Source organism: Nonlabens sp. (assembly GCF_039941875.1).
Lineage (GTDB): Bacteria > Bacteroidota > Bacteroidia > Flavobacteriales > Flavobacteriaceae > Nonlabens.
This window is the reverse complement of record NZ_JBDVDQ010000004.1, coordinates 36,372-50,817: the sequence shown is the minus strand read 5'-3', so window position 1 is coordinate 50,817 and position 14,446 is coordinate 36,372. Positions and strand designations below refer to the sequence as shown.

Below are 14,446 nucleotides of genomic sequence, written 5' to 3'. Positions count from 1 at the left end.
ATTTAGTCATGCGCTGGCTGGACTATCCTTTTTACAGAATTTTATTGTTTCTCATTGCTGGAATCTTATTCTCTAGATTCATAGAAGTAGATTCTACGCTTTTCATTTATGTGATTTGTGGTGCTGTCTTATGTGCAATGTTAGTATTGTTGATAGGTAGGTTTACCTTTGGTTTTAAAGCTGTTTTTGCTCTTTCGGTTTATAGTTTTTTCTTTTTTATAGGTGGTGCACATTTATATTTTCAGAATGAATTAGGTTCAGATCATTTTATAAAGAAGCAAACACAAGGTCAGGATCATGTCCTGCAATTAAAGCTGTCTCAACGATTAACTCCTAATAAATTTAATGACCGATTCTATGCTCAGGTTCTTGCACTAGATCAAGAAGCTGTGTCAGGAAATACCCTCGTATTGTTCAAAAGAGCAGACAGTCTGGGTTATAAAGTAGGTGATCGTCTCACCGTTTATGATGATGTGAATTTACCTGCATTTGCCCGTAATCCTGGTGATTTTGATTACAGAAAGTATTTGAAATCTATAGATGTCTATGGTCAGGTATATGTAGATAAACCTCGAATTTTAAATTATACTAGTGGAGAAGGAGATTTAGGTTTTTTATTACAACTGCGAAAAACCATTTTAAACAAATTGGCTAAGTCAGGTTTAAGAAATAGACCTAAAGCTATGATAGAAGCACTAGTTTTAGGACAGCGACAGAATGTAGATCCTGAGGTGACTAAAAGCTTTAGAGACGCAGGTGTTATTCATATACTGGCATTAAGTGGGTTGCACGTGGGTATCATACTATTGATATTAAGATTTCTTACTAGACGTCTTTTAAGATTAAAGTATGGTCGCTGGATACAGAGTGCTGTGCTTGTAATATTATTATGGTCATTTGCATTACTTACTGGAATGTCGCCATCCATCATGCGGGCTGTTACGATGTTTTCTTTTGTAGCGGTAGGAATGAATCTTAAACGCAAAGGATCAGTTTATCACAGTCTTACATTATCTGCGTTTGTGCTTTTATTACTTGATCCTAGATTGTTGTTTCAGGTAGGTTTTCAATTAAGTTATATGGCGGTTTTTTCCATAGTATTGATTCAGCCGGTTATTTCAGGTTTATGGGTAATCCCACGCAAGAATTGGTTGACTTCGGTGGCTAGAAAGTTGTGGGGAATCTTTACGGTAACTCTTTCTGCACAAATAGGCGTTGCAGGTATAAGTCTATTCTACTTTCATCAAATTCCTGGACTTTTTATTTTTGGTAATATGTTGCTATTACCTATTTTACCTCTAATAATAGGAGCCTCATTACTACTTATTATTTTGCTTATGATCGATCTTCCGTCACTTTGGTTAGCAACTGTGCTTAATTATATACTGGAATGGATTATAAGAATTGTAGGTAAAATAAGCTCTTATGATGATTTTATTCTTAAAGATATACATCTTACATTAGCAGAAACCATTTTAGGATATGTGGCATTATTTAGTTTTGTTTTATTTGTATTGCCTTATTTTAAAAGAAGTAAAAGAGAACGTTTTTATCTTAAAAAACCCAACTGGATGTTGCACCTGAGTGTAGTTTCCTTAGTCCTATTATTTGGTATAAAAGGTTTTGAATCTTATTCCTCTAGCAAGGATCGTTTTCTTGTTTTACATCAAGCAACAGGAAGCGCTGTAAGTGTTAGTAATAAAACAAATGCCGTGTTGTTTACAGATTTACACGTTATGGACTCTACACGTGCATTTAATAGTCTTAATAGATTAAAAGCGATTGAGAATAATCGTGGTAAAGAATTGGTTTTAGATTCTCTAAAAAATGTTGTCGGTTATAAAGGCGACCAACTCATAGTTATAGATGAAAACGGTGTTTATAACACAGAGATTAAGAACGCCACTGTACTGCTCTCACACTCTCCTAAAATTAATCTAGAACGACTTATTCTAGATTTAAATCCAAAACTTATTATAGCAGACGGCTCTAATTATCGTAATGTAGTTAATACATGGAAGGCTACCTGCGATAAGATGAACGTAAAATTGCTCAACACTTATGAAGCAGGAGCTATTGAAGTTAATTAATCTTGCAATTTATATTTAAAATTACGCTGGTAATCACTCCATTTTTTACCAGTATTGATAGATCTGTAAGTCTCGTCAGATAACATAGTGATGTAGATCTCTAACTTTTTAGAATCTAATTTTCCTGGTACTGGGTTAATAATCGTTCCTTTCTCATCAAAGAAAACTAAGGTAGGATATTCAAATATTCTTATGAATTCTGCAAACTGATGTTGAGCTCTATCATCGCGTTTTTTAAACGGATTTGCATAAGTAGCTCCTTTGTAATTGATCACCTCTGTCCCTTCAGCATTAAATTTCACAGGGTAATAATTTTCATTGATGTAGGTGGCTATGTCCGCTTTCGCGAAAGCGTGCTTATCCATCCATTTACAATTAGGGCACCAGTCTGTGTAGGATTTCATTAAAATCTTGCGAGGTTCTTTTTTCTGAGCTTCTAATGCCTCGTTCATGGTCATCCAGTTTACTTGAGAAAAACCAAGTGCCGAAAATAATAGGAATACTATAGGGGATAATTTCATAAGGTAAAGTTACAAAATCTATCAACGCAAAAAACGCACCGTTATGGTGCGTTTTGTGTTAAAAATATGTTGGAATAAATTTATTATCTGATTCCGTGCATTTTTTTGATCAACATAGGTTTGATCAGTAACATGACTATTCCAGCACCTATAGGTAAAATGGTGAAAATCATGAAGAATGTAGAGAGTCCGTATTGCTCAGAAATAGAGTCAATAAAACTGCCTGAAAGTCCTGCAAGAGTGTTAGCAATAAAGTTCGCAACAAACCATATACCAAACATTAAACTCATCAATTTAACCGGCGCTAATTTACTTACATAAGATAGTCCTACAGGAGAAACACAAAGTTCTCCTAGTGTATGGAATAAGTAGGCTAGAATAAGCCATAAGATACTTACTGAAGCTGTTTTGGCACCTTGTGGTATATCCATAGATCCATAAGCCAAAGCTCCAAAACCTATCCCTAGAAGAATTAATCCGATGGCAAACTTCACTGGTCCAGAAGGATTCAGTTTAGATTCCCATATTCTAGAGAATACTGGTGCAAAAGCAATAATAAAGAAAGAGTTTAGGATACCAAACCATGATGCCCCTATTTCTACTTCGTTCTCATTAATTTTAGTTAATGTTCCTTTTGTAGCACTTTCCTCAGAAAAACCAACTCCTTGAGCTAGAAGAAGATTATAAGGATTACCTACTTTCATAAGTTTGTTCTCTTCCTTTTCTTCCTCACTTAGCTCATTATACTCACCTTCCTTTAAGTAAGTATCACCTAAGAAAATATCTGTCGATTGTTTTACTCCTTTTGCATCTGTATATTCTACTATAGCATACTCAGCATCTTTCCAGAATAATCCTTTTTTAGATCGAGCTTCAAATTTAGTTATGACACCTTTTCTTATCATACCTATAGAATCATTCTTAGCATTTACTATGTAATTACCATTTTGAACATTTGATTCGTTTTTCTTATCGTCTGCAAAGTAAAGGTCTAGTCCATTACCTACACCGATTCCAGTTTGAGAACCTATTTCAAAATCTTGAGTGGTAAGAATTTTAGTGATTCTAGAATTTCCGTTATCATCTACATAAGAAACCTGGTAAGATTTAGTGTCAAAATCGTTCTTTATAACAAAAATAGCAATCGCCCATATGGTTATAAAACTAGCGATAAGCATGATGCTAGAAAGAGGGAAGTCTTTCATAATTTGTTTACACAGCATAGCCAGTACCCAAGTAACAATAATCAAAGGCACAATTACAAGAATCGTGTTAATAATAGTAAACGCACTTGCAGCACCACCGGTTAATACACGGTCTGTATAATCACCTGCAAAAATGGTCATAGACCCACCAGCTTGTTCAAATGCCATCCAGAAGAAAATTGTAAAAAAGGCGAGTACCCCTATTACTATAATTCTATCACGTGATATTTTATTTTTCTTAGCTTCTTCTACTACGTCTTCTATCGCATCTTCAGTTTCTTCTAATGTATCTTCTACAGCGTCATCAAAATCTTGAGTTCCTTGTGGTGATAATCCTATTCTACCAAATATCTTTTGGACAAAAAAGAATTGTAACATTCCTAAGAACATAAATATTCCTGCAAGACCAAAACCGTAATTCCATCCAAACTTCTCTCCTAAGTAACCACATAAAAGAATACCTAAGAATGCACCTGCGTTAATACCCATATAAAATATAGTATAACCTGCATCTTTTTCTTTCCCTTGAGATTTGTATAGATTACCTACTATTGAAGAGATATTCGGCTTAAATAAACCGTTACCTAGAATCAATAAGGCTAGTCCTAGATAAGTAAAACTTACCGTTTCTATAGCCATTGCTGCATGACCCAAAGTCATGATTAAAGCACCTATAACTACAGCTTTTCTAAAACCGAAAAATTTGTCAGCTAAAAATCCACCTATAATCGGTGTTAAATAAACTAGTCCTGTATAAAAACCATACAGTGTTAAAGCATCTGCTCTTTCCCATCCCCAACCTTCGTTTAATAAAGATGCAGTAAGAAAAAGAACTAATAAAGCTCTCATCCCGTAATAGGAGAAACGTTCCCACATTTCTGTGAAGAACAGAACAAATAGACCAGCTGGGTGATCTAAAATGGTCTTTTGATTTGCGGCAGAACCGTTGAATTTAAATTCCATATGTATAGTTTATATTTATAGTTGAGTTGATTGTTATTATAAATTCTCTTTGATAAAATTAGTCATCTTGTTGTACAAGTGTATTCTAGTGTTACCACCGTAAATACCATGGTTTTTATCTGGGTAAATAGCCCAGTCAAATTGCTTATTAGCTTGCACAAGTGCTTCTACCATTCTCATGGTGTTTTGAACATGTACATTATCATCTGCAGTACCGTGTACTAAAAGATATTTTCCTTTTAATTTATCTACATGGTTTATAGGGCTATTTTCATCATAGCCACTTGCGTTTTCTTGTGGTGTAGTCATGTAACGTTCTGTGTATATAGAATCATAGAATCTCCAGTTAGTCACTGGTGCAACTGCAATCGCCATACTGAAGGTGTCATTACCTTTCAATAAACAGTTAGAACTCATAAAACCACCATAAGACCATCCCCATATTCCTACGCGGCTTGCATCCACATAATTCATAGAACCCAATTGCTTTGCAGCAGCAATTTGATCTTCTACCTCATACTTACCTAATTCTTTTTGAGTAACTTTTTTAAAATCTGCTCCTTTAAAACCTGTACCACGTGGGTCTACACAAACAACGATGTAACCTTCGTTTGCAAGCATGCTGTACCAGAAGTCATTTGCACCATACCAGCTATTTGCTACAGATTGTGATCCAGGACCACTGTATTGAGTCATGAATAATGGATACGTCTTGTTAGGGTCAAAGTTTTTAGGTTTCATAGTCCACATATTCAAGTCATTTCCATTAATATTAATGGTAGAGAACTCTTTTTGTGCAACTTGATAGTCATTAAGCTTTGTAGTAAGATCATTGTTGTTTTTGATCTCACGTACTTTTTTCCCATCCTTTGCATTGTTTAAAGTATAAACAGGTGGAGTAGTAGCACTAGAAAAGGTGTTGATGAAGTAAGTAAAGTTTTTACTAAAAGAAGCACTGTTAGTTCCTATTTGAGCAGATAGTTTTTTCTTTTTCTTCCCTTTTAAAGATATAGAGTAAATACCTCTATTTATAGAGCCATCTTCCGTACTTTGAAAATAGATGCGCTTTGATTTTGCGTCATAACCGTAGTAAGAGGTAACATCCCAATTTCCTTTAGTTAATTGTTTTTTCTCTGTACCATCTGCATCATAAAGATAAATATGTCTCCAGTTATCCTTTTCACTAGTCCATAAAAAGCTACCATCTTTTAAGAAAGTAAGATCGTCAGTTACATCTACGTACGCGTTGTCCTTTTCGGTAAAAGCGATACTTGCATTACCACTAGCATCTACATAATAAAAGTCTAGCACGTTTTGATGTCTGTTTAAAACCTGTGCAGCTAGTTTACCGTTAGGTGAATAGTTTATTCTTGCAATGTAAAATTCTTCATTACGCCCCAGTGCAACTTCTTTTCTTGCTCCACTAGATAGTGTAAACTGATGCAACGCTACGACAGCATTTTTTTCACCAGCTTTTGGGTATTTAAAAACATATGGTTTTTGGTATAATTCGTTACCATAAACATCCATTGAGAATTCAGGAACAGCACTTTCGTCAAAAGAGATAAAAGCAATTTGCTCGCTATTAGGACTCCATTCATAAGCTTTTACTATAGCAAACTCTTCTTCGTAAACCCAGTCAGTAACACCGTTAATAAGTTTGTTTGTTACACCATCTGTAGTAGCTTGTATAACAGCACCGCTTTCTAAATTTTTGTAGTAAATATTGTTTTCAAAAACATAAGCTACCTTTTTACCGTCTGGCGAGAAAGAAGGGCTTCTCACTAGATCATCACTTAAAGAGGTTAACTCTTTAGTTTCTAAATTTAAAATGTGAACTTTATCATTAGAACTACGTCTAAAAATTTGAGAACTCTCAGAAATAATCATCATTTGCTTCTCATCACTACTTATAATATAGTCACGTATAGGTAATTGAATGTCAGAGCTACTTACTAGAGTTCCAGTTTTTTCACCAGTCGTATAACTGTACTTATCTATAGTTTGAGTACGATCTCTATTATAGTTGAGAACTAAATACTCTGTTCCATTGTTTAAAGATGCTAGAGACTGTAACCCTTGTGTGCGAAATTCACCTCTATAAATATCTTCTACACTAATGTTTTTCTGTGCGGTAATGCTTTGACTTACAAATATAAAAGCCAATAAAAGCATGCAGTTTTTGATCATTCCTTAGTTTTAATTACGTGTGACCTCAATTTTACAAAAAATACACCAATAAAGCTACGGTTTGGGCAATTATCCTATGTAAGGGAATTATGCATAACGATTGTATCTTTGCCGTTCAATTATATTTTATGCAACCTGTTAACGGATTCTCAAAACTTACTAAATCACAAAAAATAGATTGGCTTGTTTCTAATCATTTAAATGATAACGCTACGGCTAGAGAAACGCTAACCCAATACTGGAATGAAGATCAGAAATTACAAGATCTACATGATGGTTTTAGTGAGAATACCGTTACTAATTATTACTTCCCATTTGGACTCGCTCCTAACTTTAAGATAGATGGGCAGTTGGTCACTATTCCTATGGCGATAGAAGAGAGTAGTGTGGTGGCTGCAGCTAGTAAAGCGGCTAAGTTTTGGCTAGATCGCGGTGGTTTTAAAACCGTTATCAAAGGGACTAAAAAGGTAGGGCAGGTACACTTGATGTATCATGGTTTGAGCAGTGAGATGGATGCTTTTTACGCTTTCGCGAAAGCGGAACTACTAAAATCCCTAGAACAAATTAACGCCTCGATGAAAAAACGTGGCGGCGGTATAGTCTCACTAGATTTAATCGATAAAACCAAAAACCTAAAAGGCTATTACCAGTTGCATGCAACTTTTGAGACCAAAGATGCGATGGGAGCCAATTTTATAAACACAACGCTGGAACAACTAGCAACTACTTTTAGATTAAAAGCCTCTCAATTTGATGGATTCTCTAGTGATGTACCAGAGGTAATCATGAGTATCTTGAGTAACTATGTGCCAGAATGTGTAGTAAATGTTTTTGTGTCTTGTAAAATAGATGAGATAGGAACTATCAATGGGGTAACTGGAAAAGAATTTGCTAGAAAATTTGTGCAAGCAGTTGATATAGCAACGGTAGAGCCTTATCGTGCAGTAACACATAATAAAGGGATAATGAATGGTATAGATGCTGTGGTTATTGCTACAGGAAACGATTTTAGAGCAATAGAGGCTGGTGTGCATGCCTATGCAGCGAGAGACGGTCAGTACCGCAGTCTAACTAAAGCTAGAATTGAGAACGATACCTTTATTTTTGAGGCAGATTTCCCACTAGCATTAGGAACTGTAGGTGGGCTTACTTCTCTACATCCACTCTCTAAACTTGCTTTACAGATATTAGAAAATCCTAGTGCAGAGCATTTAATGAAGGTAACTGCTGTGGCAGGATTAGCTCAAAACTTTGCAGCTCTTCATTCTCTTGTTACTACAGGAATACAGGCAGGTCACATGAAAATGCACTTGGTGAATATGCTAGAGCAAATAGGAGCAACAGATGGAGAAAAGGATTTATTGCGCAAAGAATATGCCGATAAAACACCTAGTTTTTCTAGTCTAAGAGAAAGTCTAGAGGTATTAAGAGGTTAGGTAGGTTTTCTGCTTATAATCTGATTGAATTAAATCCAGTCTAGTTTTTCCTTGGTTATTTCATGTTGTACATCGCCAGTATGTTTTATAACTGCTGGTTCAAATAACATGATGTGTACTTCTTTATGTGCGATAGGTTTGTGCTCTACTCCACGAGGTACAATGTACAAGTCACCTTCATTAAGTGTAATAGTTTTATCTCTTAACTCAATGATAAGCTCGCCTTTTATAACATAGAACAACTCGTCTTCATTAATATGATCATGCCAGACGAACTCGCCTTGCAGTTTTGCCAGTTTTACGTGTTGACCATTTAACTCACCTATTATTTTAGGAGTCCACTGATCGTTAAATAAACTTAGTTTTTCTTTTAGATTAATGGCGCTCATAGTTGTTCCTTTATTGTATCTGGGTGAATATAATAAATGTCGTCTGTATATGGAATTTGAGTTTTTATATTCTCTAGTATTTGCTCGTAAATTTCTAACTCTGGATGTATAGCGATACCTCGTTCTTCCATAGAGTAACGCTGTAAGCTGATTAACATTTTTTCATGATCAGGTATGCGATCGTAATTTACAAATTGATCTACCTTTTTATTGATAACGAGGTGACCGCTTTTTGATGTGCCAGAATACAATTTCATACTTAGATTTTCTGGAATCCACATAATTTGTGAAAGTCCAGGTAGTAACCAGAAGAAAACACCTAGTAGTGTTATAATCGATTTTGCAGATCCTATTCTGAAGGTTGATAAAGAACTTTTTCTAAACAAATATATCAGTATCATCACCATCATGAAATTCCATGGAAGAATGATAATATTCCAGTCCATTTTCCACGGTCCTAATTTCCAGATAACGATGGTATGCATGATTATGAGGAGGATGCATGCAAACTTTCGCGTAAGCGGAATCAGCAATAATAAACCACTTAGTATTTCTACTATGGCAAACGTGTATCCTATAGTCTCGGTATAAGTTATAGGCAAGGAATGAAACCATAATCTAGGAGCTATATGGGTAACAAAACCTGGGTTTAACTTATGCAAACCACTAAAAATATAAATTCCTGAAGCGATAATTAATAATGCAGTATATAAAATACTGGAGTCGTATTTGAGTAGTATGAGCGATGTGAATATCCCTAAATAAACAATCATGTATGGTGTTAATCTATGAAGGTCTAATAAAACAAGTGCCACATATAAAACTGCGGCTATAAGAAGTAGCCATTTTGCAATTCTAACATTGATAAACAGTCCAATTACAGGAAGCGAAAAAACACATGCGGCTATAAGAGATGTAAAAGTATCAGCTATTTTGACACCTAATAAAGAAACCGTTAATAATTCATGAGATCTAAAAAAACCATTAAAACCCAAGAATGCTGTTGCTAGCCAGCAAATTATTAGTGTGGCATTAAGGACATATCTATTTGAAAAATGAAGATTCAACAGTTTTAAATTTAAATTCAAGATATAAAAAAAACGAGGAATATGAATTCCTCGTTTTATGATATTACTGTTATGTTTTTATTAGTTATCGTAAGAATGTTTGTATTCCTGTCCAGTAACTATTTTTAACATGTCTTTTTCTAGAGACTCTCTAGGTCTTTCTACATAGCGTCCTATTTCTTTTCCATCTCTATAAAAAATAAAAGTAGGGACACGTTTTACGTCATATCCAGAAACTAGGTCTGTAGGTTTTGATTTTGATCTATCTACGGCAATCATAGTTACCTTATCAAGATCATAATAAGCAGCCTCTAATATATGATAGAATTGAGGTACTTCTCTTTTAGAATCTCCACACCAGGTTCCCATATAAGCTCTTATCTCTATATCTACTAGAGCGACCTTAAGTCCATCTATACTTTCCTGATCTGGTTGATATGCAGCTAGACGACTGTTGAACCACTTATCAAAAGGAGCTTGCATAAAAGCATCTTTTTGAACCTCTCCAGATAAATTTCCAGACGCATCCTTAATATAAGAAGTTGTAGCGTCCATAGTAGGCAGTTCTTTAGTCACTTCGTCTACTTTATTATCCATAGATGTTTTAGTAGTAGAAGCTGTGGTAACAGTTTTTTGAGTTCCACATGCAGTAAGTGCTACCGCAGCAAGTAGTATAAGTATCTTTTTCATATTACTAAATTAAGGAATTTTGAGTCATTTCTGCTGGTTGTTGTGTTCCTATTAACTTTAAGATAGTAGGTGCGATGTCTCCTAAAATACCATCTTTTACCTCTTTAATATCTTTGTCTACTATAATAATTGGGACAGGATTTGTTGTGTGAGCCGTATTTACAGAGCCATCAGGATTAAGCATTACTTCACAGTTTCCATGGTCTGCCATAACGATTACAGTGTAATCATTTTCAATAGCCGCAGTAATAACTTTATTTGCCGCATCGTCCACAGCTTCACATGCTTTTACAGCTGCCTCCATAGAACCAGTGTGTCCTACCATATCAGGATTAGCAAAATTTAGACATATAAAATCTGCTGCTTTATTATTGATTTCTGGAATAATACTGCTAGAAACACAGTCTATAGACATTTCTGGTTGCAGGTCATATGTGGCCACTTTAGGAGAGTTACACATCAATCTGCTTTCTCCATGAAAAGGTTCTTCCTGACCGCCGTTAAAGAAAAAAGTAACATGTGGATACTTTTCTGTTTCGGCAATACGTATTTGGGTTTTACCATCCTCAGACAGTACTTGACCTAGAGTGTTTTTAAGATTATCTTTCTCAAAGATTATTTTTACGTTCTTGTAACTATCATCATACTTTGTCATAGTCACATAGTAAAGATCTAGAGCGTGTGTGTTTTGCTCATGGAAATCTTTTTGAGATAGCATTTGTGTTAATTCGCGACCGCGATCAGTTCTATAATTAAAGAAAATAACCACATCGCCATCCTCTACTAGTCCAGCAGGTTCTGTACCATTAAGAACTACTATAGGTTCTATAAACTCGTCAGTAATGTCATCTTTATAATTATCTTCTATAGCAGCAACAGGGTCGTGAGTAGGTGTTCCCATCCCATGAACAATCACGTCATAAGCCTTCTTTACTCTATCCCATCTCTGGTCTCTATCCATTGCAAAATAACGTCCAGTAATCGTAGCTAGTTGTGCATTAGTGCCGCGTACATAATTCGTGATATCTTCAACATATCCAGCACCTGCTTTAGGATCTACATCACGACCGTCAGTAAATGCATGTATAAAAACATCTTCTACTTCCATGTCTTGCGCTACATCCAGTAATGCTTTTAAGTGGTCGATATGTGCGTGAACACCACCGTCAGATAATAAACCTAAGAAATGTACTTTTTTAGAATTCGCTTTCGCGAAAGCGAGAGCATCTACCAACACCTTCTCATCTTTAAGAGTGTCGTCTTTTATCGCTTTATTGATTTTAGCTAGATCTTGATACACAATACGTCCAGCTCCTAGATTCATGTGTCCTACCTCGCTGTTTCCCATCTGTCCCTCTGGTAAACCTACATGTTCACCGTCAGTACGCAATGTAGCGTGCGGATATTTATCATATAAACTGTCTATAAAAGGAGTATTAGCTTGTGCAATCGCACTTACTTTTGGGTCTTGTGTGATTCCCCAACCGTCGAGAATCATCAATATCGTTTTCTTATTCAATGTGTCAAAATTTGAACACCTAAGTTAAGAAAATCGCAGGATACTAGCTGGTTTTTTGATGATTGTTTGCTTGTATTTCTACGAAAGCGATTGCGGTATTTTAAGAATTATATATCTATTCTCGTTATAATTCGTTTTACTTATTTTAATGACATTACTTAATAGTCGACATAATTGATAAATTAATATGTATTATTGAATCAGAAATAAGTGACTGAATACAAGTGTTTTAACTAAAGATTTTTTTACTGGAAATGGTGGTAGTGTCATTGCGTTTTTTTCTTGTAATTAATTTACAACTTCAATTTTATTATGAATCAATTATCAAATCTTTCTTCATTAGTCTTAGTAGTGATGCTAATTCTATCATTTTCAATAATATTGATAATCCTTTTAGCTATAATTCCTGATCATAAAAGGTCATCTGTTACGATAAGTTTCGTTAAAATAATTAAGTCAATTTTCAATAATTAGAAATTCAACTTTATCTATTTACTTATCGCCCTAGCAATCACCCAGCCACCAGTCCAGGCATTTTGAAAATTAAATCCGCCTGTAATGGCATCTATGTTTAGGACTTCACCAGCTAGATAGAGGTTCTCTTGTTTCTTAGAAGAGAAGTTTTTAAAGTTGATTTCTTTAAGATCCACTCCACCTGCGGTAACAAATTCATCTTTAAAAGTGCTTTTTCCATTGATCGCAAAAGAGCTTGCTGTTAAAAGTGTGGCTAGGTTTTCTAGATCTAGGTTAGAGCAGTCTGCCCAGTTTTTTTCTGTAAGAGAAATGCTATTTACTAGATGCTTCCATAATCGTTTGGGAAGATCAAATAACCATTCATTACCTACTTGTTTCTTAGAGTTTTTTCTTCTTTCAAAAAGAGATTCTAAACATTCTTGATGGGATACATAATTCAACCAATTGATAACTAGATCAAATTTATAATCTGTTTCATGTAGTTTTCTGGCACCCCAAGCGCTCATTTTTAAAATGGCAGGTCCAGAAAAACCCCAATGCGTAATTAATAAAGGTCCTTGAGATTCTAATTTTAGACTAGGTATAGAGACACTGGCTTCTATTGCGACGCCTGCAAGTTCTGTTATTTGTTTGTTTACTATATTAAAAGTAAATAGAGACGGAACTGCATTTACAATAGTATGATCTAACTTACTCATCATTTGCCAGACCTTCGGACTACTTCCAGCAGCTACTACCAGATTATTACTAGTAAAAGTGTCTGTTTTGGTTTTTAACTTCCAGTGATCTGTTTTCTCTATAGAGGCTACATTCTGACTGGTAAGGATATCTATTTTATGTTTTCGCGCAAGCGAGATAAAACAATCGATAATGGTTTGTGAAGAATTAGAAATGGGAAACATGCGGCCATCTTCTTCTATCTTCAATTCTACGCCTCGCTCCTCAAACCAAGAAATGGTATCGCCTGTCATAAAACTATGAAAAGGACCTAACAATTCCTTCTCACCTCGAGGATAATTGCGTGATAGTGGTTTAGGTTCAAACTGTGCGTGAGTGACATTACATCTTCCGCCTCCTGAAATACGTACCTTTTGAAGTACATCTTTACCACGTTCTAGAATCGCAATTTTATGATTTTGAGATTGCTCTGCCAAGTTGATTGCTGTAAAAAAGCCAGCTGCGCCGCCGCCTATGATTATGGTGTTGTAGTTATTGTTGTTCAAAAGTAGGAATGAAAGAGTTGTTGGATTGATATGTTTTATGAGCTGCAACAAAGTTAGTAGAATCGTCAAATAATTCTAGAACAAAATCACGATCTACAAAAGTTGTTACATCATCTAAAATTTCATGATATGAAGACCATGGATAGCTAATAATATCTTCTACAAAACCATCTTTCACAGGATTGCAGTGCACATAAAGAATGACATTTTTTAAATAAGATTCGGACTCGATAAGTTTTCTTTTGAACGGTTTTTTGAATAAACTACCAGATCGGTTATAGGCTTTGTTGTATGATTTTGCATAACCAATAAATAAATTTGCAAATGCACGAGATATTTTTAAGTCCTCTATATCTTTAGTTTTGATAACTAAATGAAAGTGATTTTTCATTAAGCAAAAGGCAATAATGTCACAAACAGGAGATAAGTGTTTTTCCATTTTATCAATAAAAAATGGATAATTGCGTGATTCTTTAAAGATATCAATCATGCCATTTGCTTGATTAAAAATATGGTAATATCGATCACTTTCTATTTTATAGTACATAGATACAAGTTACCATTATCGTGCAACTCCACCAAACATGCCAAGAAAAATACTTGGCATGTTGGTTACCAATAGTTTTTATTTTTGAGAGTTGTTAAGATTTGACATGCCAACTATTTGTGTTGGCATTGT

The 14,446-nt window shown here is 35.0% G+C and carries 11 protein-coding genes; 2 read left to right on the top strand and 9 right to left on the bottom strand.

Going from position 1 to position 14,446, the window contains the following annotated elements; all coding sequences use genetic code 11:
- The first annotated feature begins 8 nt into the window (after positions 1–8).
- Entirely contained in the window at positions 9–2,090 is a 2,082-nt protein-coding gene (locus ABJF08_RS03310) for a ComEC/Rec2 family competence protein (RefSeq protein ID WP_348114618.1), read from the top strand.
- Here the strand turns inward: ABJF08_RS03310 and ABJF08_RS03305 are convergent.
- The 3 genes from ABJF08_RS03305 to ABJF08_RS03295 all read right to left on the bottom strand — a co-directional run bounded on the left by ABJF08_RS03305 (position 2,087) and on the right by ABJF08_RS03295 (position 6,969).
- On the bottom strand, positions 2,087–2,611 hold the full coding sequence (locus tag ABJF08_RS03305; protein WP_348114617.1) for a thioredoxin fold domain-containing protein: 525 nt from the start codon (positions 2,609–2,611) through the stop codon (positions 2,087–2,089). The genes ABJF08_RS03310 and ABJF08_RS03305 overlap by 4 nt on opposite strands.
- Positions 2,612–2,694: 83 nt before the next feature.
- Complete coding sequence (locus ABJF08_RS03300; protein WP_348114616.1) at positions 2,695–4,779, bottom strand: oligopeptide:H+ symporter; 2,085 nt, start codon at positions 4,777–4,779, stop codon at positions 2,695–2,697.
- Positions 4,780–4,815: 36 nt separating this feature from the next.
- On the bottom strand, positions 4,816–6,969 hold the full coding sequence (locus tag ABJF08_RS03295; protein ID WP_348114615.1) for a S9 family peptidase: 2,154 nt from the start codon (positions 6,967–6,969) through the stop codon (positions 4,816–4,818).
- A 128-nt stretch (positions 6,970–7,097) separates the two neighbouring features.
- On the opposite strand from ABJF08_RS03295, the gene ABJF08_RS03290 reads away from it, so the two are divergent.
- Entirely contained in the window at positions 7,098–8,405 is a 1,308-nt protein-coding gene (locus ABJF08_RS03290) for a hydroxymethylglutaryl-CoA reductase, degradative (RefSeq protein ID WP_348114614.1), read from the top strand.
- A 29-nt stretch (positions 8,406–8,434) separates the two neighbouring features.
- On the opposite strand, the gene ABJF08_RS03285 is transcribed toward ABJF08_RS03290, so the two are convergent.
- From ABJF08_RS03285 to ABJF08_RS03260, 6 genes are all read right to left on the bottom strand, one after another.
- On the bottom strand, positions 8,435–8,794 hold the full coding sequence (locus tag ABJF08_RS03285; RefSeq protein WP_348114613.1) for a cupin domain-containing protein: 360 nt from the start codon (positions 8,792–8,794) through the stop codon (positions 8,435–8,437).
- Positions 8,791–9,861, bottom strand: coding sequence for a hypothetical protein (locus ABJF08_RS03280; RefSeq protein WP_348114612.1), 1,071 nt, complete (start codon positions 9,859–9,861; stop codon positions 8,791–8,793). The genes ABJF08_RS03285 and ABJF08_RS03280 overlap by 4 nt, the downstream gene beginning before the upstream one ends.
- 81 nt (positions 9,862–9,942) lie before the next feature.
- Positions 9,943–10,551, bottom strand: a complete 609-nt coding sequence (locus ABJF08_RS03275) for a thioredoxin family protein (RefSeq protein ID WP_348114611.1) — start codon at positions 10,549–10,551, stop codon at positions 9,943–9,945.
- 4 nt (positions 10,552–10,555) lie between these two features.
- Positions 10,556–12,070, bottom strand: coding sequence for a 2,3-bisphosphoglycerate-independent phosphoglycerate mutase (gpmI, locus tag ABJF08_RS03270; protein WP_348114610.1), 1,515 nt, complete (start codon positions 12,068–12,070; stop codon positions 10,556–10,558).
- Between the two features lie 488 nt (positions 12,071–12,558).
- On the bottom strand, positions 12,559–13,767 hold the full coding sequence (locus ABJF08_RS03265; RefSeq protein ID WP_348114609.1) for an NAD(P)/FAD-dependent oxidoreductase: 1,209 nt from the start codon (positions 13,765–13,767) through the stop codon (positions 12,559–12,561).
- Positions 13,754–14,314 carry a transposase gene (locus ABJF08_RS03260; RefSeq protein WP_348114608.1) on the bottom strand — a complete coding sequence of 187 codons (561 nt, stop codon included), beginning with the start codon at positions 14,312–14,314 and terminating at the stop codon, positions 13,754–13,756. Before ABJF08_RS03260 ends, ABJF08_RS03265 begins: the two co-directional genes overlap by 14 nt.
- Positions 14,315–14,446 lie beyond the last annotated feature (132 nt).